The sequence below is a fragment of the Streptomyces sp. NPDC002676 genome (assembly GCF_053592455.1).
In genome coordinates this window covers 1-18,570 of the sequence record NZ_JBSFVT010000045.1, presented here as the reverse complement: position 1 = coordinate 18,570, position 18,570 = coordinate 1, and the positions used below count along the sequence as shown (strand labels likewise).

14 protein-coding genes and 10 pseudogenes are annotated in these 18,570 nt (G+C 67.0%); 14 read left to right on the top strand and 10 right to left on the bottom strand.

Translation table 11 applies throughout. The annotated features are described in order from the left end of the window. On the top strand, nucleotides 1-163 hold a 163-nt coding region (locus ACWD3E_RS42315; protein WP_451392788.1), incomplete at its 5' end, for a non-reducing end alpha-L-arabinofuranosidase family hydrolase. Nucleotides 164-655: 492 nt separating this feature from the next. Further along, a pseudogene (locus tag ACWD3E_RS42310) lies at nucleotides 656-1,235 on the top strand (transposase family protein); the annotation flags it as partial. Here ACWD3E_RS42310 and ACWD3E_RS42305 read toward each other — a convergent pair. Next, complete coding sequence (locus ACWD3E_RS42305; RefSeq protein ID WP_451392787.1) at nucleotides 1,212-1,703, bottom strand: DUF4265 domain-containing protein; 492 nt, start codon at nucleotides 1,701-1,703, stop codon at nucleotides 1,212-1,214. The pseudogene ACWD3E_RS42310 and the gene ACWD3E_RS42305 sit on opposite strands and share 24 nt — an antisense overlap. Nucleotides 1,704-2,340: 637 nt before the next feature. On the opposite strand from ACWD3E_RS42305, the pseudogene ACWD3E_RS42300 reads away from it, so the two are divergent. Then, a pseudogene (locus ACWD3E_RS42300) lies at nucleotides 2,341-2,616 on the top strand (transposase); the annotation flags it as partial. Nucleotides 2,617-2,714: 98 nt separating this feature from the next. Here the strand turns inward: ACWD3E_RS42300 and ACWD3E_RS42295 are convergent. Next, nucleotides 2,715-3,203, bottom strand: a complete 489-nt coding sequence (locus ACWD3E_RS42295; RefSeq protein WP_451392785.1) for an RICIN domain-containing protein — start codon at nucleotides 3,201-3,203, stop codon at nucleotides 2,715-2,717. Nucleotides 3,204-3,556: 353 nt separating this feature from the next. Between ACWD3E_RS42295 and ACWD3E_RS42290 the strand changes: the two genes are divergently transcribed. From ACWD3E_RS42290 to ACWD3E_RS42280, 3 genes and pseudogenes are all read left to right on the top strand, one after another. Next, nucleotides 3,557-4,777, top strand: coding sequence for a helix-turn-helix domain-containing protein (locus ACWD3E_RS42290; RefSeq protein WP_451392784.1), 1,221 nt, complete (start codon nucleotides 3,557-3,559; stop codon nucleotides 4,775-4,777). A gap of 414 nt (nucleotides 4,778-5,191) precedes the next feature. Next, nucleotides 5,192-5,557: pseudogene (locus ACWD3E_RS42285) on the top strand (Tn3 family transposase); the annotation flags it as partial. 110 nt (nucleotides 5,558-5,667) lie between these two features. Then, nucleotides 5,668-6,237: a hypothetical protein gene (locus ACWD3E_RS42280; protein WP_451392783.1), complete on the top strand. Its 570-nt coding sequence runs from the start codon at nucleotides 5,668-5,670 to the stop codon at nucleotides 6,235-6,237. A gap of 239 nt (nucleotides 6,238-6,476) precedes the next feature. Here the strand turns inward: ACWD3E_RS42280 and ACWD3E_RS42275 are convergent, their stop codons facing one another. Together ACWD3E_RS42275 and ACWD3E_RS42270 are read right to left on the bottom strand one after the other, a co-directional pair. Then, nucleotides 6,477-6,845, bottom strand: coding sequence for a nuclear transport factor 2 family protein (locus tag ACWD3E_RS42275; protein WP_451392782.1), 369 nt, complete (start codon nucleotides 6,843-6,845; stop codon nucleotides 6,477-6,479). 122 nt (nucleotides 6,846-6,967) lie between these two features. Further along, the gene (locus ACWD3E_RS42270) at nucleotides 6,968-7,384 is read right to left on the bottom strand and encodes a hypothetical protein (protein ID WP_451392781.1); all 417 of its coding nucleotides are present in this window, start codon (nucleotides 7,382-7,384) and stop codon (nucleotides 6,968-6,970) included. A 997-nt stretch (nucleotides 7,385-8,381) separates the two neighbouring features. Here ACWD3E_RS42270 and ACWD3E_RS42265 point away from each other — a divergent pair. Beyond that, nucleotides 8,382-8,588: a hypothetical protein gene (locus ACWD3E_RS42265; RefSeq protein ID WP_451392786.1), complete on the top strand. Its 207-nt coding sequence runs from the start codon at nucleotides 8,382-8,384 to the stop codon at nucleotides 8,586-8,588. 533 nt (nucleotides 8,589-9,121) lie between these two features. Continuing rightward, a complete protein-coding gene (locus tag ACWD3E_RS42260) occupies nucleotides 9,122-9,730 on the top strand; it encodes an SGNH/GDSL hydrolase family protein (RefSeq protein ID WP_451392780.1) in 609 nt (202 codons plus the stop codon). Between the two features lie 118 nt (nucleotides 9,731-9,848). Here the strand turns inward: ACWD3E_RS42260 and ACWD3E_RS42255 are convergent. From ACWD3E_RS42255 to ACWD3E_RS42245, 3 genes and pseudogenes are all read right to left on the bottom strand, one after another. Beyond that, nucleotides 9,849-10,329 (bottom strand): annotated as a pseudogene (locus ACWD3E_RS42255) (lamin tail domain-containing protein). A gap of 593 nt (nucleotides 10,330-10,922) precedes the next feature. After that, nucleotides 10,923-11,171, bottom strand: a pseudogene (locus ACWD3E_RS42250) (discoidin domain-containing protein); the annotation flags it as partial. A gap of 33 nt (nucleotides 11,172-11,204) precedes the next feature. Further along, a protein-coding gene (locus ACWD3E_RS42245) for an IS5 family transposase (RefSeq protein WP_451392779.1) occupies nucleotides 11,205-12,004 on the bottom strand; the annotation gives its coding sequence in 2 pieces (ribosomal slippage) (nucleotides 11,205-11,662 and nucleotides 11,662-12,004; 801 coding nt in all). Nucleotides 12,005-12,241: 237 nt separating this feature from the next. Here ACWD3E_RS42245 and ACWD3E_RS42240 point away from each other — a divergent pair. After that, nucleotides 12,242-12,538, top strand: coding sequence for a hypothetical protein (locus ACWD3E_RS42240; protein WP_451392778.1), 297 nt, complete (start codon nucleotides 12,242-12,244; stop codon nucleotides 12,536-12,538). Between the two features lie 117 nt (nucleotides 12,539-12,655). On the opposite strand, the gene ACWD3E_RS42235 is transcribed toward ACWD3E_RS42240, so the two are convergent. Then, nucleotides 12,656-13,060 (bottom strand): type II toxin-antitoxin system PemK/MazF family toxin, encoded by a 405-nt coding sequence (locus tag ACWD3E_RS42235; RefSeq protein ID WP_451392777.1) that lies wholly within the window; start codon nucleotides 13,058-13,060, stop codon nucleotides 12,656-12,658. Nucleotides 13,061-13,226: 166 nt separating this feature from the next. Here ACWD3E_RS42235 and ACWD3E_RS42230 point away from each other — a divergent pair. Beyond that, a pseudogene (locus ACWD3E_RS42230) lies at nucleotides 13,227-14,465 on the top strand (IS701 family transposase). 66 nt (nucleotides 14,466-14,531) lie between these two features. Then, nucleotides 14,532-14,876 (top strand): annotated as a pseudogene (locus ACWD3E_RS42225) (transposase); the annotation flags it as partial. 285 nt (nucleotides 14,877-15,161) lie between these two features. On the opposite strand, the gene ACWD3E_RS42220 reads toward ACWD3E_RS42225, so the two are convergent. After that, a complete protein-coding gene (locus ACWD3E_RS42220; protein WP_236041762.1) occupies nucleotides 15,162-15,704 on the bottom strand; it encodes a nuclear transport factor 2 family protein in 543 nt (180 codons plus the stop codon). Between the two features lie 230 nt (nucleotides 15,705-15,934). On the opposite strand from ACWD3E_RS42220, the pseudogene ACWD3E_RS42215 reads away from it, so the two are divergent. Further along, nucleotides 15,935-16,144, top strand: a pseudogene (locus ACWD3E_RS42215) (transposase); the annotation flags it as partial. Nucleotides 16,145-16,158: 14 nt separating this feature from the next. After that, nucleotides 16,159-16,350, top strand: a complete 192-nt coding sequence (locus ACWD3E_RS42210; protein ID WP_451392776.1) for a hypothetical protein — start codon at nucleotides 16,159-16,161, stop codon at nucleotides 16,348-16,350. 301 nt (nucleotides 16,351-16,651) lie between these two features. Here ACWD3E_RS42210 and ACWD3E_RS42205 read toward each other — a convergent pair. Then, a pseudogene (locus ACWD3E_RS42205) lies at nucleotides 16,652-17,822 on the bottom strand (IS110 family transposase). A 485-nt stretch (nucleotides 17,823-18,307) separates the two neighbouring features. Between ACWD3E_RS42205 and ACWD3E_RS42200 the strand changes: the two are divergent. Then, a pseudogene (locus ACWD3E_RS42200) lies at nucleotides 18,308-18,478 on the top strand (IS5/IS1182 family transposase); the annotation flags it as partial. Nucleotides 18,479-18,570: the final 92 nt, after the last annotated feature.

Genomic DNA, 18,570 nt, shown 5'->3' with positions numbered 1-18,570 from the left:
CATCAGCCACGGCGACCTGGTCCGCAACAACCCCGACCAGACCATGACCATCGACCCCTGCAACCTGCAGTTCCTCTACCAGGGCAAGTCCCCCAACACACCGCCGAACACCTCCTACGACAACCTGCCGTACCGGCCCGGCATCCTCACCCTGCAGCGCTGACCCGCCTGATCGACACTCACCACCTCGAGGAACCCCAGCCGTGCGTCGGCTGGGGTTCCTCTCTTTTGTGGACTTTCGTCGTGGATGACGGCCGCGGAACCGCCGCCCGTGCCGCGCGTCGCTGCGGCCGACCCGCACCAGGAACTCCGCCTTCCCCTGGGCGAAGTCGATGCCCGCGGGGTTGGTGAACCGCGGCCCGGTCAGCGCTTTGGCGGGGACCTTGGTCAGGTCTTCGTTCCGGAACCCGCTGACATCGCCGAGCGCGCTGATCAGCGGGAGGCCGGGAGGCTTGATCAGTCCGAGCGTCACGGTCTCCTCCAGGCCCTTGGCCGGGGGACCATCCAGTGCGTCGCCCGCCCGCTGTCCGCCGCGGTCACGTCGGTGCTGCCCCACATGCCCGATCCGGTGTTGCGGAACCCGTGCTTTCCGCGGACAGCATCATCCCCTGAGGCCGGCACCAGGGTCTCGTGCTGCGTCTGGGGCGATCTTGCTGTGGCTGGTGTGATCTCAGCGTCGGAACCTTCCTGGACAGCCCCGTTCACCGGGCTGAGCCCGCGAACGTTCGGAAAGCTGCTCACCCAGCTGCGACGCGGGGGGGCCGATGTGGCACGCCCTGGGCGGCCGTGGTCGCCTGCCGCTTGAGGACCGGGTGCTGCTCGTCGCCGCGTACTGGCGCACCAACCTGACCCTGCGACAGCTCGCGCCACTGTTCGGAGTCTCCAAGTCGGCAGCAGATCGGATCATCGACCACACGGGCCCGCTGCTGGCACTGCACCAGCGCCAACGGTTCCGTCGCGGCACTGTGCTCATCACGGAAGGGACCCTGCTGCCGACTCGCGACCACCAAGTGGCGGAGCAGTCGAAGAAGTATCGCTACTCAACCAACCACCAGGTGGTCATCGACGCCGACGCCCGCCTGGTCGTCGCCGTCGGCCGGCCCGTTCCAGGTAACCGCAACGACTGCAAGGCGTAGTCCGAGTCGGGTGTCGCCGCAGCGGTGGGCAAGACACCCACCATCGCCGACGGCGGCTACCAGGGCGCGGCGCGGTCAGCTCCGCCTGGTCGCGAACGGCATAGCGTCGGCCCATTCCCAGAAGGCGCCCGCCTCGTCGACTTCCCGTTGCAGCAGGGCGAACAGCAGGCTCATGTCGGTGCCGGGAGGCACGTCGATGGCGACGAAGCGCTCCCCGTGCCATTCGCTGAGTAGTCCGGATTCTTTGATCGAGTTCTTGATGAGGTTGATGCTGCGGCCAAGTCGTTCGGCGTCCGCGCTCGGCCTGAGCAGTGTGCGCAGGACGCGGTGTCCGCTCCTTTGGACAACTTCGACCACGCGAAATGCCCGTGAGAGACGGACCCGGTCTCCGAGAGCGAGGCCGTAGGCCATGAAGGGGATGCAGGCCACCGCGTATGTGCCGTCCTCTTCGGGTAGGAGCCACAGCTGCTCGATCTGCCCGTCGAGGTCGAAGGGGGCCAGATCGGCCTGGGCGATGTAGTTGCTCTCGGCCCGCCCGACCGGGTCCTCGTGCACGATGTACTGCATCTCCGCCCCCTGCTGCCTGCTCATCTCGGCGAAGATCGTCCCATGGCCTCGGCTCGCGAAGCTGACCGGGCGTCGCATCGGCGCAGAGCAGTTCAGGGGATGTCGCCGGACCAGTCGCAGCGCCGGTTGCCGGGGCGCGGGTCGCACATCGCCCGGCCGCCGGCGCCGAACCGCCCGAGGTCCGTCTGGAGGGAGACACCGGTGTCGATCTCGTCTTCTGTCCAGCCGGTGATGTCGAGCTGTTGACTGAACTAGATTTGGCGTCTTCGCAGCTCAGAAGTTGTTTCTGCTAGCTTCCTGGCATGGGTCAACTCGGTGATCCCACACGCAGTGTGGAGAATCTCGTCCTGCCCGATACGGGCTGCCTCTTGAAGACTGACGATCCCTGGGAGCCGTACCGGCTGCTCGATCAGGACGGAACGGTCATCGAGCCCGCCGCCCTGTACCTCCGGGACCTGCTGGCCGCGGACACCCCTGCATCCACGTTGCGGTCGTACGGCAACGACCTGCCGCGCTGGTGGCGATTCCTGTGGGTGCGCGCGATCTTGTGGGACCGCGTCGCACGGGAAGACGCCCGGGCCCGTATGGCTGTTCCGGGTGCACCGAACCCGGTGAGGGGGAAACCGACGCTGGGCCATGGGACAACCTCAACGTCCACAAGGACCGCCGACTGCGGGAGTTCATCGACACCCACGACTGGATCACCTGCTACTTCCTGCCGCCCTACGCACCGGACCTCAACCCCGTCGAGGGCATCTGGTCCCTGCTGCGGCGCAACAGCCAGGTCAACACCGCCTTCACCGACTCCGGCCACCTCATCAGCACGCTCCGACACGGTCTCCGCCAGATCCGGTACCGCAGCAACCTCATCAACGGATGCCTCGCCGAAACCGGCCTCACCCTGACGACATCACGGCGACAACGTCAGTCGTGGCTGAGCCGGCCCTTCTCGGCAGTGTTGAACACGAAGGCGGCCGACACACAGAATGTCGGCCGCCCGATATACCCTTTCTAGATATTGATCAGATTCCAGGTCTGGTATATGTTGCTCGCTACGCAGGTACCCCTAGTCTGATAAGGGCGACTGAGATTTCCGTCGAGACAGGCGAAATTGTCCCCATTTTCGAACTGATGGTCCCCATTCCAGAGCTGCCACAGCACGCCCATATCGTTGTTACCACACGCTGAGGTCGTTCCGAGGCCCCATTGGTAATCCACTCGCAGGCATAGCCCGGTGTTCACGTCCTGGATATGCCAGAGGCCTGTTTTAACCCAGATGAAGCGCCATTCTTGGTAGATGTTGCCGGACTGGCAGGGATTGAAGTAAACGGACCCCCCTGCATTACTGTCCAAGCAGGAGCCGCCGATGGCGTGCTGGATGTGGTGGATGGTGCCGCCGTCAGCACGCGCACTGCCAGCGTCCATAACGCTGAACCCAATTACGGCTACAAGCGCTGATAGCAGCGCCCCGATCCGCCCGCTGATTATCTTCTTCTCCACGTCCCGCCCTCTCGTGTCGGTGCATCGCCGCGGTGCCCCCGGCTGCAGGGGCACCACAGCGGCTGACTGCTTACCAGTGGTCGCAGGTCGCGCCGTCTCCGGCCCGGCGCCCGCCTGGGCGAGGGCCGAGACAGCGACTTGGGCCTTCCTGCGCACACTCACACCACGGGGACTGGCCCGGGTGAGCGACGCATGCGTTGGTTCCTTTCGTCGAGGTTTCTGATGCCGATCGTCCACAGCCCCCACGGCGGTGACCAGGCAGAACGGCCGGAAGAAAGACCGGCAGTTTCACCGGCGGATATCCCTGTGATGTACTCACCTGCGCAGATCTGGACCATCCGGCGGGGGGCGTGATGAGCGAGGGCGGATTCGGAGCGCTGTTACGGGCCCGGCGCAGCGGGGCCGGGCTGACGCAGGAGGAGCTCGCCGAACGCTCGGGGCTGAGCGTGCGGGCCATCCGTGACCTCGAGCAGGGCAGGGTTGCCCGGCCCCGACGTGAAACGTTGCGGCTGCTGACCACGGCACTCGGCCTGCCACAGGACGAAGGCGAGGAACTTCTTCGCCTTGCCCGTCAGGCGTTACCACCGGCTCTGACGGGGTCCGTTGACGCCGAGTTACCGACCGCTCCTGCCACGACGGCACCCACCCGCAGTGACGATCCGCATCCCGCAGTCGTCCCGCCAGAGGAGCCGGACACGCTTCCAAAGGGCGAGACCAGCGGCCATCAGGCCAGACACGAGCGTGGGAGAAGACCTGCGGCACTCTACATCCTGCTCACCGCCCTGCTGACGGTCACCGCGCTCTCCTCCGATCGGGGCCCGCTGCCCGCGCTGACGTCCCACCACGACCACGGCCCGCGCGTCTCCCGGAGCACGAGCAGGGCTGCCTATGCCGCCCGGATCGGCAACAGCGACTTCACATCGCCTTACGGTCCGTCGACCACCGGGGCCGATCTGCAGGTGCTGCACGCGGTCGCCCGCGGCGAGACGCTGATCGTCACCGTCGCCCTCACCGGTGCGGGCTCAGGTGCGGTCACCGTGACCGACACAGCCGGCAACACCTACCGGCCGGCCGGGCACATCAGCGACCACGGCCGCCTGCTGCTCTTCGCAGTCGTCCGTGCCAGGCCGCTGGACACACTCGATCAGATCACCATTCGCTGGCCGAGAGCCACCGTCGCCCACACCGCTGTCGACGCATTCCGGGGGATCACCGCCGCCGGACCTTGGACCGTGGCCGAATCAGACATCGACCACTGGACCGCCGCCGAATCGGACACCAGCACCAGCACCGAATCCATCAACATTGGCGACCTGCCACTGTGTACTGAAGGTGACCTTTTCTTCACCGCCGTGAACGCCCCAACCGGCCCCGCTCCCCAATTCGATGCGCCCTGGCAGGAAGCGCCCTGGCAGCCCGTGGATCCACCACCTCACAACCCCACGCTCACGACGGCCTACCGCTCCATCACCTCCACAGACAACGACTGCACGGTCCACGGCACCGCGACCCCACCATGGCAGTTCATCACCCTGCGCCTCCACGCAGTGGCAAGACCAAGCAGCACGCGCTGAGGCGTGCCCAGGGCCTACCGGTTCAGTCGTCGGCCGGCGCGCTGTCGGAGGAGCAGCGCGAGCAAATGGAGGGCATCGACCCCGCCTGGTGCCCGGCCTGGCCGGTGGAGTGGCAGGTGCCTTCCATCTGGTCCGGCTGCACCTGGAGGCCAGCGGAAGCTGCGGACCGAACCGGGCAACGTTGTGCGTCAGGGCGAGGACCTCGGACGATGGGTACGGTCGGTGCGACTCGGCTGGAACAAGCTCACCACCGTGCAGCAGTGGATGTGCGAACACGGCCTTGCCATCGAGCCCGCGGCCGAAGACGAGGAGCCTCAGCCGCGCCGCAGCCAGGGCGACCGGTGGGGCTCAACCTCATCGCCGCACGCCAGCACTACCAACGTGAAGGAAACGTCCAAGTCCCCCGCAAACACACCGAAACCACCATCGTACCGGCGGCTGATGAACCGGCAGCTGACCGTGCAGGAGTCCCGCCACCGCCTCGCCCGCGCGATCTGTCACGGCGGCCGGGGCGAGATCCGCCAGGCGTACCGCGACGGGGAGGAGGACCAGTTGGCCAGTCTGGGACTCGTCCTCAACGCCGTGGTCCTGTGGAACACCCGCTACCTGGACGCCGCCGTCGCCCAGCTCCGCGCCGAGGGCCACGACATCAAGGACGAGGACGTCGCCCGGCTCTCCCCGCTCAAGGACCGGCATATCAACTTCCTGGGCCGCTACCTGTTCAACATCAAGGCCAGCGGCCCCGGCCAGGGCCTGTGTCCCTTTCGGGACCCGGACGCCATCGCACCGTCACCGCAGCGTCGCCTACGGTGTGGCTCCAGTCCTGACAAGTGCGAGGCAGGTCAGAACCCGCTCAGGCCGGTCTGTGAGTGCCGTCTTATGGTTCCGGGATGAGTAATTCTGCTGCGGCTGCTGTCCTCACAACCGCCGACCTGTCTGAAGCGATACGTGCGGTTCGTACCTTGCTGGGCAGGGCAGACATCGGTCAGGCAGAGGTCGACTTCGAAGCCGTGATCAGGTCGCCGGATGTCCTGGTGCAACTACGTCGCGTACTGCCTGACCTCGAATGGTGGGCGTCGGCTGGCAAGGAGCACGGTTCGTCGGAGGCCGGCGACAACCCTGCAGACTGCCTGCCGATCCGAGTGTTCGACTGGGGGCGTCCGCTGGACCGAGCTGAGCCCTTCATCGCCGCTCTGGGGCCAGATCCTGCGGCTGTTCGGTGGGATCTGGACGCATGGCCTGCGGTTCCCGAAGCGGGACTGGAGGAGATCTCGCAGAAGTACGCATACCTCACACTGACCGTGAATTCCCGGGACCTCTACCAGGACGAGCCGTCACAGGACCACACCGTCCACGTGCACGTCCGGAACCGGAACGGCGACCAGACCGCCCGCGTCCATTGGCTCGCCGATCAAGTGGGTGGCCGATTTACAGGCAGGGTGGAGTTGGCGCCTCTGTAACCCCTTCAGCAAACCGCCAAGACCGCCGTCTCCATCCGCGCCCACCGATACCACCAACGCCGGGAACTCCCGGTCGCGCGGGCCGCATCCGGGGCCCGCACCCAAGGACTCATTCGGTCTCCGCGGGCACTGGGGCGCCACGGGCGATCAGGCGACGGCCGCCTGCCTGCGGTGCAGCGGGCCGACACGCCGCAGGGGATGGAGGGCAGGTCCTCGCTGATCGCCTCCCGGGCGAAAACTCATGCTGCTGGGAGCCGGTCAAGGAAGCCGAGGACGGAGGTGATCCGGCCATCCTCGGCAAGGATCACCACGTCCGAGCCGGCGACCGGCGCCGAGCCGTCGACGGTGGACACCAACTCCCAGCTGAAGCGGGCTATGTGATGGTTGCCGTCCACGTCACCGGCCGACCTGAACTCGAACCCGGGGAACTGCTCGTGCGCCGCCCGGATCACCTCGGCGATCTTCTCGTGGCCGCGCACGTCGGCCAGCGGGTCGGTGTAGGTGCCGTCCTCGGTCCACGCCGCGGCCACGGCCTTGGCGAGCGCCTCGGCGTCGGTGGCGTTCCACGCCTCGAAGTAGCGGGCGACGGCGGCGGTGTAGATCGACATGACGGGACTCCTTTACGGTGAAGTGGCTTTGCAATCGGCTCAGTTGGCTCGGGTCCCGAGCCGGAGTGCGCCGGCCCGAAACCCGATGCCTTCACCTTGCCGCGCTCCGCCCTGCCACGCGATTACCGCCCAGGTAATAGGACGCTGACCCGCGGAAGCGGCTCCCCGACCTCGGGCTTGGCCGGGCGGCCCGGGCCTTGATGCGGATAGGTCCACTTCTTCGCGACCAGCCTCGCGTGCCAGCGCAGCACGGTACGTGGGCTGACAAGCAGCCTCAACAGTTGGAGCAAGCGCACCGCGCGGTCGTAGCCCTTGAAGGCGGGCTTGGGGCTGCTGCGCTGCAGGACGGCCAGTTGGTGCCGGAGCACCAGTATCTCGACATCCTTGGCCGCCGAGGACCGCGCCAGCAGGCACGGCCGGCCAGCCGAGCGGCAGGCAGCCGACCCGATGACCGGATACGGCTTGGGACCTGTGGGGCACGTAGCAGGCATGACGATGACGACGACGGTTCCGCCGGGGTGCCGGGACCAGCGGCGCATTCGCACTCTGACCGTTTCGCTGTCCAGACGGGGCGCCGCAGTCCCAGGCCTGCGCGAGCGGGGCGCGTGCGGCTCTATCCAATCGGGCGGCAAGTCCGATCGTCGGCCTATCGCACTCGCTGCTTAGGATCCGCGCCGTGGCAGAGGTCCCCGATGAGCTGATCAACCTGGAGCGGTCCGCCGAGGAGGAACGCGCGAAGATCGCCGGACTCCCGAGGTGGTGCAGGCGGCCATCACCGCGCACGCCGAAGCCACCGAGGCCAGCCGCTACGAGATCGAGCAGTAGCCGGTCCGTGTCTACCGCTGATCGAGCCAGGCGGCCAGCACGCCAGCGATCTCCTCGTCGGCGAGGGTGATGCGTACATCGGGTCGGCTGCCGTCGGCAAGACCAGCCGCCTCACGACGGCCCTGGCCACCCTTGCTGCATGAGGAGCGCCTGGTACGGGAGACCGCTCGACAACTGATCGCCGCCGCCGCAAGCGACCCTGTCTCGGCAAGCCGGACGCTGAACGCCGCCCCCGAGTCCCCCAGTTACTCGACGGGCCCCGGGATCGTCCGGGCTCGGGCGGCATGAGCGGCTGGTGCACTTGCTGCCATCGCTGCCGTCGCAGATGGCAGCGTTACGGGGGGGCGTCGCTCTGGTCAGGCAGATGAGAACACTGTCGGAACTCCGTGGCACCGGGAGGCCCGGCTGCCGGCCGAGCGATACGGCAGGCACAGCCCGGAGGGAGCAGGAAGCCCTACACCTTGCAGGCCACACCCTCTGAAGCAGTGACACCCGCTCACCGTCGTCCGCTCGAAGGGCCGTCGGCAACACGCCGTCGGCCAGCCAACGCCGCACCCAGGCCGCGTCGGTGGCGAATGCCGCCCGACGAAGGGACCGTAGCGAACGACACCTACCCCGGACCTGAAACGCGCAGCAACGTGACGTGCCTATGCGGTCACAGCGCTAGACTCGGCACCCGTACTAGTCATGATCATCACAGGACGGGACCACATGTTCCAAGACGCTCCGATCTACCACCGGCTTGTCGCGGAACGGGGCGATGTACCTGCGCGGGTCCGTGACGCGGCGACGAGCATAATGCGCGAACTCGATCACGTAATCGGTGCGATGGCATCGCCCGCCCCCTCAGCACCCCCTATGCCGATCGGGCAGTCCGAAGCCGCGGGGCGAACTGCACTTCCCCTCCCCCGGTCGTAGCCGCTGCCGGGCCGGCGGCACCGGGCGGAATCCCGTGTGCCGTCGTCTGTCCGTGGGGCCGGAAGGATCTCGCTGGGCGGGTTCACCGACTGCCCGGACCGATGCACGGACCAGCGACCCACCATGGGCTCCCCGCCTCTGCCGTCCCCTTGGCAGCGGACATCAAAGGCGACCTCGAAGCGCAGCGCGGCCGGGCCCGGCGCCGATGCTCGTATCGGCGGTGCGGGGGACAGCAGCCGTTCAGCCAGGACATGGTCAGCTCGACCACCCAACGGTATCGGCCTTGACGGTTGGAGGCTTCGACGCCGCGGGGGCGATGCGTGGGACGACCCGCCGCCGACGCAGCCATCCCCACAGGTGGCCGAAGTCGTAAGCGCCCAGGGGAGCCCCGTGGCCTCGGTAGCGGTCTCGTCGGCGACTCCCCCGTCGTCGCGCGGGCGTTGCGCAAGTGATCTTGGGAAGGCAGCATGGCCGATCGACGGGACGCCGCGCTCAGCAGGGCGCGCGGCGGCGGAGGCGGGAGGGAACACATCATGATTCGGCTGGCCGACACGCCCATGACCTGGGTGGCGACCGGAGACAGCATCACCCGGGGCGTGCTGCACACCCACGGTGCACGTGGCTGGGTCGAGCATGTGCACGAGCGGGTGGGGTGGCAGCTGGGCAGGCTCACGGATGTCGTGGTCAACTCTGGCGTCTCCGGATGGAGTGCGGGTGACGTGCTCGGAGCACATGAGTGGCTGATCGGCCGCTTTCAGCCCGATGTGCTGTCCGTCTCGCTCGGCACCAACGACTGCCTCGCCGGCGAGGCCGGGCTGCCCGCCTTTTGCGACGCGATGCGCAAAATCATCGACGGCGTCGGTGAAGGCACACAGATCGTGCTGCACACCCCGGTGCTGGTCAGTTTCTCGGGCCGCGAGCGGCGTGCGGCCATGCCTGCGTACTGCCAGGCGGTACGGGAGCTCGCCGCGGAGACTGGCGCGCTGCTCGCCGACCACGAAGCGCACTGGCTCGCGCACCATGGCACGGCGGACCCGATCCCGTGGCTGGACGACGCGGCGCATCCCAACGCGACCGGTCATCTGGAGATGGCCAACCATGCGCTACGGGTGATGGGCCTGGGCGAACTGGAACAGCCTTAGCCAGGCGGCCCCGTGTGGTCATAGCCTCCAGGAGCTGGGCGATCACGTTGCTGGCCGCCGGGTCCCCTGCGGGGCTCGGAAGAGTTACTCGGTGATCAGCGCCGCCAGGGGGACGACGTCAGCGATGCACGGGCCACACGGGCCAACGGCCCCAGGAGGCGTCGCCGATGAAGCGACCCCGGTCGTTGCGCAGCGTTGCCGTGTCGTGGTCGTTGTCGCACACGTAGTGGCGGCGGTCCTGGTACTCGTCGGTGCGGGTGTCACGGCCTTCGCCGGTGTGGACGCGGACCGTCGTGCCGCCGTCCAGCCAGTAATGGCGGAAGGTGTAGGTGGGCCCGCCTCGTCCGACAGCGTCCAGCCGTCCAGGTTCACCGCCCGCCAGGTGGTGTTGGTGATGTCCACCCATTCCTTGTTCAGCGACCGGTTCGAGCGGTTTTCCCGGCCCGGCGAGTCGTACCGCACGGCGCTGATGTACACCCGGGACGATCGCGGCCCGGGTGATGGTCGGCGGCCGACGCCGGCAACGCCACCACCCCCACGCAAGCGGCAGCCACGGCAGCGGTAGCGGGGACGCGTCGGGCGATCACAGAAGCGGACATGAGGTCCCCCTTCACGGTCGTATGCACACCCCGAGCACCACGGCCATAGCCGCAGCCACCCCCGGGGGGTATGGTTCTGGTGTGAGGCCAGCCGGCCGCACACCCACACCGTGCAGCCCAAGTGAAGAAGCCATGGGCGATACGCGACGGCTGCTACTTCTTGTCCGTATTAGCGTGACTCTCGGAAGCAACGTCCATCCACCACCGGGCGACACGAGGTTGACGCCCTCTCACCCCCGGCCGCCGCCTCACGCCCGGCCCAGGGAGCCGTTCCGCCACACCACGCCACCACACCCGCGCCTGGGCGGCCTGAGCGTCCCCCTGGTTACGGACGGCTGCTGATGTTGCCGGCCTGCACGCTGGCCCCACCGCCCGTTACAGCCGCCCCCACCGCGACGAACGCGGTAACGGCGAACGCGGCAGCCAGCACTGCACCAATGAACTTCTTCACTGGAGGTGGCCGGGCGGCTCTGCTGTGCGGCCACCTCGCGTCAGCGCCTCTACACCGGTGCGCCGTAGAGAATCACCTCCGCGATGCCGGCGACGGTCTGCGCGCCGCCTCCGGCGACCTGGGTGACGGCGATACGGATTTGTCACACATTCGTCGCGGTGAAGACTTCGGGAAGGGTGTACTGGCCTGGCCGTGTCAGGCCGGAGAACACCGTGTTCCAGGTGGCTCCGTCGCCGGAGGTCTGCAGGTCGAAGGTGTACCAGCTGCTGTCCTTGCCCCAGTGGATGCGTATCCCGTCGAGGTCGTGCGTGTCGGTGAGTTCCACGGTCAGTGTCTGGGGAACCGACGGGGACGAGGCGCTCCACCCGGTGCCGAAGGTGATGTCCCCGTCGAAGGCCTTCGAGTCCTATGTGGTGAGGCGGACCTATCGCTTGTCGCAGCAGAGTGCGGCTGCGAGCCCCAGAAAGCCCAGGTAGTTGCAAGGGTTTCGTTCGTAGCGGGGACTGAGTCGGCGGTAGCCGGACAGCCACGACATGGTGCGTTCGATCACCCAACGGTGACGCCCCAGCCGCTCGCTGGATTCGATGCCCTTGCGGGCGATGCGTACGCCGATTCGCTTGCCTCGGACCCATTTACGCAGGTCGGGCTGGTCATACGCCTTGTCGACGTGGAGCTTGCGGGGCTTGTAATGTCGGCCCCGATCGGGGTCGTGTCTCGATTGGACTCCGGCGATCACGAGCTTGAGCCCCTGGCTGTCATGGGTGTTGCCACTTGAGATACCGACCACGAGAGGCAGTCCCGACCGGTCGGACAGGACATGCATCTCGGAACCTGGCCTACCCCGGTCCACGGGGCTCGGACCTGCGAGTTCGCCCCCTTTTTCGCCCTCACGTGGGCGGTATCGAGGACCACGCGGGAGAGGTCAAGCAGCTCTTTGGCTGCGAGTTTGTGGACCACGGCCTGGTGCAGCCGGCCCCACACCCCAGCACGAGACCAGATCAGGAACCGGCGGTGGGCAGTCGACTTCGAGACATCGAAGCACGGCGGCAGCGCACGCCAGGCACAACCGCTGACCAGCACGTAGATGATGGCCGCAAAGAGCGGCTCATCAGGAGTGTTCACCGTTCCGCCGCCCTGCGGCCGCGCTCGCTGCTCCGGGATCAGCGGCTTGGCGATCTCCCACAAGCCGTCCGGAACAATCCGACTCCACGCTCCCCGCCCCATGCCAAGTCAACGTCCGCCTCACCACATAGGACACGGTCTTATGGTGGAAAAGGCCGTGCCCTCACACCGACCGTCGGCGAACACCCCCATTGCGTCGATGCGGGTGATCCTCAACAAGTGGTCCATGTCGGGTCGCTCCAGTACTTTCCGACGCCCGTTACGATCCACAGCACATGAGTAAGCCCGCCTCGCGGCCTGGCTGCGAGGCCTGTCCCGCTGTGGGAACGAGGTGTCGCCGTGGCCGTTCGGGACAAGAGCACAACCATTGGAAACAGCGGGTTGGAGGTGCTGCACATTTCGGTGGGAAGACCGGCCACCGTCGAGATCCGCGAACCCCGCGACACCCTCGCCCTGAGCCGGAAGCTGAACGCTGTCAATATCGACATCGTCGAAGACCAGAACTTCACCGCCCTCAAGAGGGGTCAGACAATCCCGTGGGGGAGTATTCGTACCTCGGGACCTGTGGGCCAGGAGATCAGCTATCGCGTCCGCACTGGACCCGATGTCACCGGGACTCCCGAGTTCACGTTCTAATACTCCAGCCGTCGATCGTGATCTCGGTGGTGAGGGGCGCCGAGGCAGCAGGTGGCCAGCGTCGATCATCTCGCCCGAGATCGCCCACGCCGTCGCGGGCGTCGGCTCCTTCTCCGTCTACCCGAGTTCACCGAGACGGAGGGCATCCCTCATCTCGCTGAGCCTCGCGGTCGTGGCCGGGGTCCGCTCCTGCGCTTGTTCAGCGAGTCGGAGGGCGTCGTCAATCTCGCTGAGCTTCACGGAGGACAGGACGGCCGCCCGTTCTATCAGGTCGTCCCGGGACACAGTGGTCAGCCACGTGCACGGGGTGAAGCCTGGACGCGGGAACGCGAGCCGCAGCACGCCTTCGAACGGCAGTCCTTCACCGGCGCCGACCGTCACTTCGATGCCCAGACCGCTGATGTCGACGCCCGCCGGAGCGACGACCTGCATCACCCGGATCCCGGACGTGTCGTCTCCCGACAGCAGTACGACCAACCTCCGCTCGTCGAACTGGACCCACCAGACTTCGCCACGTTGCACAAGTCCTCCAGACACATGACGGCAGACAGACGCTGCGCGACCCTGACGCGCTGTGGAGACGGGTGCGGCCACCGTTGATCATCGGTGTGTGAAGACTGAAGATCATGCGGTGGCCACAGGTCACAGCGTAGACCCTGCCCGCTGGCACGAGGCGTTCGAGGGCCTGATGGCCCAGATCGCGGGCCGGTTCGCACGGGTCGAACCCCGACGTCGGGTCGGGCGGTTGGTGCTCGGGCTGCTGTCGGACCTGCCGCGCAAAAACTGCTGGACCATCGCAGAGTGGGCCGGAGAGAGCACCCCGGACGGCATGCAGCACCTGCTCGGGCGGGCCAAGTGGGACGCCGACCAGGTCCGCGACGACGTGCGGGCCTACGTGGTGGAGCATCTGCGGGGCGACCAGGCGGTTCTGGTGGTCGACGAGACCGGCGACGTGAAGAAGGGCACCGACACCGTCGGTGTCCAGCGCCAGTACACCGGCACCGCGGGCAGGATCGAGAACGCGCAGGTCGCCGTCTGTCTCGTCTACGCCGGCCACCACGGACACGCCGCGGTAGACCGGGAACTGTACGTTCCGCGTTCCTGGACCTCGGACCCCGACCGCTGCCGGGCCGCCGGACTCGGTGACAAGACCGAATTCGCGACCAAACCGCAGCTTGCCGCCCGCATGGTCACCCGATTCCTGGACGCCGGCCACCGGGCCGCCTGGGTCGCGGGAGACGAGGTCTACGGCGGCAACCCGACGCTACGCGCCGCGCTGGAAGAACGCGGCACCGGCTACGTCCTCGCGGTGGCCTGCTCGCACGAAGTCACCACAGGCGCCGGGAAGTTCCGCGCGGACACGCTGGCCAGGAAGGTGCCCAAGAGGGCCTGACAGAAGCTGTCCGCAGGGAGCGGAGCCAAGGGCCACCGCTTCTACGACTGGGCCGTCATCGACCTCACCGACCTCCGGCCCGGGAGCCGGCAGTTGCTGATCCGCCGCAACCGCAGTACCGGCGAACTCGCGTACTGCCGCTGCTACTCGCCAGCCGCCGCAGTGCCGCTAACCACCCTGGTGCGCGTCGCTGGATCAAGGTGGCGGATCGAGGAGTTTTTCCAGTCCGGCAAGGGCCTGGCGGCCTTGGACGAGCACCAGGTCCGCCGCTACCCGTCCTGGTCCCGCTGGGTCACCCTGGCCATGCTCGCGCACGCCTTCCTCGCCGTCGTCCGCGCGAACGAACACGACCGCGATCCCGCACCAGACGCCCTCATACCGCTCACCTGCAACGAGATCCAACGGCTGTTCATCACGCTCGTCATCCGGCCCGCCTTTGACCCGGTCCACCGGCTCGGCTGGTCCGACTGGCGACGCCGCCACCAGGCCCGATCCCAGACCAGCCACTACCGGCGGCAAGCCACTCGAACGTGAAGACCACGATTTATGGCTGGAGTACTAAGAGCGTGTCCTATGTGGTGAGGCGTCGTTGGTCTCGGTATGGGGCGGGGTAGGTGGAGTTGGATTGTTCCGGACGGGTTGTGGGAGACCGCAGAACTGCTTATCCCACTGTCGAAGGTGCGGCCACAGGGCGGCGGGACGCAGGACACTCCTGATGAGACGCTGTTCGCGGCCATCATCTACGTCCTGGTCAGCGGGTGCGCTTGGCGGGCTCTACCACCCTGCTTCGGGATATCGAAGTCGACGGCCCACCGGCGCTTCCTGATCTGGCCGAGGGCCGGAGTCTGGGGGCAGCTCCACGAGGAGATCCTGCACCGACTCGGCGACGCCGGCCTTCTCGATCTCTCATGTGCCGTCCTCGACTCCGCCCACGTCCGCGCTAGGCCTGTTCTGAGTTCAGATCACTGGTGGGCTGCTTCGGCTCCCAGGAGACTTCCGGCTGCTGCAGGAACGATCTGTGACGCGTGGTGATGTGACTGATGCCGATGGGAGTTGATCGAGCCGCATCTGCCGTTGGGCGAACGTGGGTCGATCCCTGACCTGCGCAGCTACCTACTTCAATGCGGTGATGTGGAGGTTCCGTACGGGGAGCCCTGGCCCGACGTTCCGCGCCGGTACGGATGCTGGTCGACGATCTACGACCGGTTCCGGGTTCGAGGGGATTGACCTTCACGGTTCGACATCGAGGCGGGGCGACGTCAGCTGGTTGAGGGGGACCCTGCCGTCCAGTACGTCCAACGGTGTGGTGACCACGGGCAGGCGCCGGACGATGTCGTCGTTCAGCAACTGCGTCTGCGCGAGCACCGCCGTTTGATCCCAGTAGATGCGCTCGCTCCGCACACGCGGGCCTCGGAAGTCCACGACGGCGATGACCGGTATACGGACCTGCTGCCCGGTGGGTGCCAATCCAGGCAGAATCCAGGGCACCTCGATGTCGTGGGTGAACGACACGATCATTTCGTCTACGAGGCTGTCGTCTCCCACCGTGCGGGATATCGAACGCACAGTGAAATCGTCCGGGTTCCGTCCAATGAACCAGCGTGCGTAGAAGTCCTTGACGCCGTCGTACCCACTACCGCCCATGGCGGTCGGCACATGGACGACGATGGGGTCGTCGTCCATCGTGGCCATCGTAGCCTCCACGTCCTGCGCCACGAACTCGCCGGCGGTGTGGGCTTCCCAGATACGCTCCATCGTTGCGCGATCAGCCATGCCCGCTCCTGACAGTAGGCATCTCGGCTGTGCGGGTGTCTCGGGTCTCGGGATAGCCATACGCCGCTGCCCATTACGCCGCATCCCCTTCTTCTGGACGCGAGGAAGACACCGCAGATTCAGGATAGGCAGGTGTGGGTCCGCGCGCACTCTTAGGCGTTTACCGAGTTCGGATCACGAGTCTCGACGTTCTGCTGCCCTGGCTGGATCCGGGGCGGTAGACAGGCGCGATGGCTCGGGATGATCTCACGGACGACGAGTGGGCGGTGATTGAGCCGTTGCTGCCACTGGGCGAGCGCGGTCCGATTCCTGACCTGCGGCGACTGGTGAACGGCGTGATGTGGCGGTTCCGTACGGGCAGTCCGTGGCGGGACATGCCCCAGCAATACGGGTCCTGGTCCACCGTCTACGGGCGGTTCCACCTGTGGGCCGGTGCGGGGTCTTCCAGGCGCTGATGGAAGCGGTGATCGCTGAGGCCGCCGCCCGGGGGCAGGCGGAGCTCGGGCTGGTGAGCGTGGACGCCATGTCTGCCCGGCCCCAGCACCACGCCGCCGGGATGATGCTGGACCCGGAACTGCTGGAGACGCTGGATAAGGCCGTCGCCGAGGAAAAGGGGCTTCTCCAAAGGGGCAGAACGCCTCGATAGTCGACCGGGACGAGGCGCCGGACGAGGCCCGTGAGGAGCGTCGGCGTCTGCGCCGGCGTCGCAAGGCCCGTCTCCGCGACGCCGAACTGGGCCGTTCCCGTGGCAGGTTGACCAGCAAGGTGCACCTGTCGGCGGACCGCTGCTGCCATCCGCTGTCCTTCGTCCTCACGCCCGGCCAGGCCGCCGACAGTCCCCGTTTCACCGCCGTTCTGGAACGCATCAAGGTGCGCGGGCCGGTGGGCCGCCCCCGCACCCGCCCCGACGCGGTCGCCGCGGACAAGACATCCCACGCGGATAAGAGTCAAGCTGCTTCGGCGGAGAGTTGTGTCGGCTGCTGGTTCGGGAAGGCGGTCGCTTCGTCGTAGACGTAGCCGTTCTGGAGGCAGTGAAAGAGCACGCCCATGAAGCGATTGAACAGGTTTCGCTGTGCCGCGACGTGGCGGTCGCCGGCTTCTCTGCGGCGGTCGTAGTGGGCCCTGACGCCTGGTGACTTGGCGAGGGAGACGAAGGCCCACACGTAGCCGGCGGCGGCCAGGCACTGGTTCTTGACCCGTCGGCTCATGACCACGCAGCTTTTGCCACTGGCCCGGGTGACCGGGGCCGCTTCCGGCGTAGACCTTCAGCGAGCTGGCGTTCGCAAAGCGGGTTCGGTCGTCGCCGATCTCTGCGAGGACACGGGCGCCGGTTAAGGATCCGAGGCCGGGAAAGCTGCGGATGATGGGTGAATCCGGGTGTTCGTCGAAGGCCTGGGCGGTGGCTTCTTCGAGCTGGTCCGCGTTGTGACAGGCAGTGTTCAGCTGCCGGAGTAGAGCGGCTGTCTGCTGACCAAGAGCTGATTCGACTTGCGGAAGCTGGTGAAGATAGTCCCGCTGGAAGACCTCATGGATCCTGTCGGCTTCGGCCTGGATGCCGCGGACTCGGCCGGCCTGCTTGAGCAGCGCCTGCAAACGCCGGCGGGTCAGGATCGCCGGATAGAACTCGCGCAGTTGTGAACGCTTGTTGTGGGCCTGGCCGCGGTCCCAGACGGCGTCCTGCTGGGCCCGTGCGAGTACGGCGATGGCCCGTACGAGTTCGGAATCCGCAGGCAGCGGCCGGTGGGCGGCCATGTCGGTCCGCAGGATGTTCGCCAGGGCCGCGGCGTCCACGGCATCGGACTTCTTCCGGGTAACAGAGTGACGGTCCCGGTAGCGTGCGACCGCCAGCGGATTGATCGCGAAGACCGGTCGGCCGGTTGCTCGCAGGCAGGCAACGAGGAGTCCTCGGGAGGTCTCGATCGCCACGGGGATCGGAGCGTCCTCGCTATCACCGTGCTGGGTCAGCAGGGCTGTGAGCTGGGCGAACCCTGCCGCATCGTCGGTGATCCGTGCTTTGACGAGTTGTTTTCCACCTGCGTCGACCAGCGCGATGTCGTGGTGGTCTTCGGCCCAGTCCACCCCGCAGAACACGGGTGTCGATAACCCGGCGATCTCCATCAAGCCCTCCTTAGTCACAACTCTTTTTCCAGTTCAGAGCCTGTGCAGGGCGCGCGTACTCCCTGATGGAAGTGCTCAAGGCACGTCATCCCACCAGCCGTTCGCAACCCCAGCGAGTCATGCGGCCCTCGGTCTGCTTCAGAGCTGTGCGCTCACGGCAGGAGTGAGAGGTGATCCGTACAACCGGCTCGGACTGCCAAGCAGCGAACCGCGACCGGAACCGACAGGCAGTGCAACGACCAAAGGCGCCCCTGCCTGCACTCACATGACCGATACCGCGCTCTTGCCGACGGAACTGTGCCTCATCCTGAACATCTCGACGTACACCGATGGGCGCGAAGCGGCCTCGTCTTGTCAAAGGACTCTGCGGTCCCGGGCATACTCACGGCTCGGCTCGCGCCCTGAAAGCCGGCTCCGCGTCCCCGGTTCCTCTTCCTGGGAGCGTGAGGAACCCAGCTCGCTTACCGCCCTTCCCGTCCCATTAGGCGTATTCGTCACGCGCCATTCGCGAGCACCTGCACAAGCGCGGTATCCGCGCGGTGATTCCCGTCCCGGCGGACCAACAGGCCCACCGGCTACGAAGGGGCAGCCGGGGCGGCCGCCCACCTCGCCTCGACCGAGCGGCATACAAACAGCGCAACACCGTCGAGCGGTGCATGTGCGCCACGAGGCGCCTTGTTGTATCCCCGGCTCAGCCGGGAGGAATTGGAGGGATATTCCTGGGCCTGATGGCTCACCTGGATCCGAA

Bases quoted from the DNA above. Each gene is read 5' to 3' on its own strand.
- ACWD3E_RS42305 (WP_451392787.1), bottom strand. From the start codon at position 1,703: ATGCAGTACATCGTGCACGAGGACCCGGTCGGGCGGGCCGAGAGCAAC.
- ACWD3E_RS42290 (WP_451392784.1), top strand. From the start codon at position 3,557: ATGAGCGAGGGCGGATTCGGAGCGCTGTTACGGGCCCGGCGCAGCGGG.
- ACWD3E_RS42280 (WP_451392783.1), top strand. From the start codon at position 5,668: ATGAGTAATTCTGCTGCGGCTGCTGTCCTCACAACCGCCGACCTGTCT.
- ACWD3E_RS42275 (WP_451392782.1), bottom strand. From the start codon at position 6,845: ATGTCGATCTACACCGCCGCCGTCGCCCGCTACTTCGAGGCGTGGAAC.
- ACWD3E_RS42270 (WP_451392781.1), bottom strand. From the start codon at position 7,384: ATGCGCCGCTGGTCCCGGCACCCCGGCGGAACCGTCGTCGTCATCGTC.
- ACWD3E_RS42265 (WP_451392786.1), top strand. From the start codon at position 8,382: ATGTTCCAAGACGCTCCGATCTACCACCGGCTTGTCGCGGAACGGGGC.
- ACWD3E_RS42260 (WP_451392780.1), top strand. From the start codon at position 9,122: ATGATTCGGCTGGCCGACACGCCCATGACCTGGGTGGCGACCGGAGAC.
- ACWD3E_RS42220 (WP_236041762.1), bottom strand. From the start codon at position 15,704: ATGGCTGATCGCGCAACGATGGAGCGTATCTGGGAAGCCCACACCGCC.
- ACWD3E_RS42210 (WP_451392776.1), top strand. From the start codon at position 16,159: ATGGAAGCGGTGATCGCTGAGGCCGCCGCCCGGGGGCAGGCGGAGCTC.